At 50.5% G+C, this 533-nt stretch carries 6 tRNA genes; all 6 read left to right on the top strand.

Annotated elements, in window-relative coordinates:
- Window positions 1–45: 45 nt before the first annotated feature.
- Window positions 46–121: transfer RNA gene (locus AC6CIF_RS31905), tRNA-Asn, on the top strand.
- A 3-nt stretch (window positions 122–124) separates the two neighbouring features.
- Window positions 125–197 (top strand) — tRNA-Thr (locus AC6CIF_RS31900).
- A 10-nt stretch (window positions 198–207) separates the two neighbouring features.
- Window positions 208–279 (top strand) — tRNA-Glu (locus AC6CIF_RS31895).
- A gap of 7 nt (window positions 280–286) precedes the next feature.
- Window positions 287–362 (top strand) — tRNA-Val (locus AC6CIF_RS31890).
- A 9-nt stretch (window positions 363–371) separates the two neighbouring features.
- Window positions 372–446 (top strand) — tRNA-Gln (locus AC6CIF_RS31885).
- 9 nt (window positions 447–455) lie between these two features.
- Window positions 456–531 (top strand) — tRNA-Lys (locus AC6CIF_RS31880).
- The last annotated feature ends 2 nt before the right edge of the window (window positions 532–533 follow it).

Raw genomic sequence — 533 nt, 5'->3', positions numbered from 1 at the left:
GGACGTTGTACGATGAATTGCATTTGCCCTGCAAATGCATATTATTCCCTGATAGCTCAGTTGGTAGAGCACTCGACTGTTAATCGAGTTGTCACAGGTTCGAGCCCTGTTCGGGGAGCCATTTGCTCTCATAGCTCAGTAGGTAGAGTGCATCCATGGTAAGGATGAGGTCACCGGTTCGATCCCGGTTGAGAGCTTTGGAAATGGGGCCCGTTGGTCAAGGGGTTAAGACACCTCCCTTTCACGGAGGTAACAGGGGTTCGAATCCCCTACGGGTCATATAGTTGGAGGCTTAGCTCAGCTGGGAGAGCATCTGCCTTACAAGCAGAGGGTCGGGGGTTCGATCCCCTCAGCCTCCACCATATTTTTATTGGGGATTAGCCAAGCGGTAAGGCAACGGACTTTGACTCCGTCATGCATAGGTTCAAATCCTATATCCCCAGCCATTTTAGTATGAGTCATTAGCTCAGTTGGTAGAGCACCTGACTTTTAATCAGGGTGTCGAAGGTTCGAGCCCTTCATGACTCACCATC

This window comes from Paenibacillus sp. GQ49 (genome assembly GCF_059759055.1).
The sequence above is the reverse complement of the archived record's forward strand: the minus strand, read 5'-3'. Positions and strand labels throughout refer to the sequence as shown.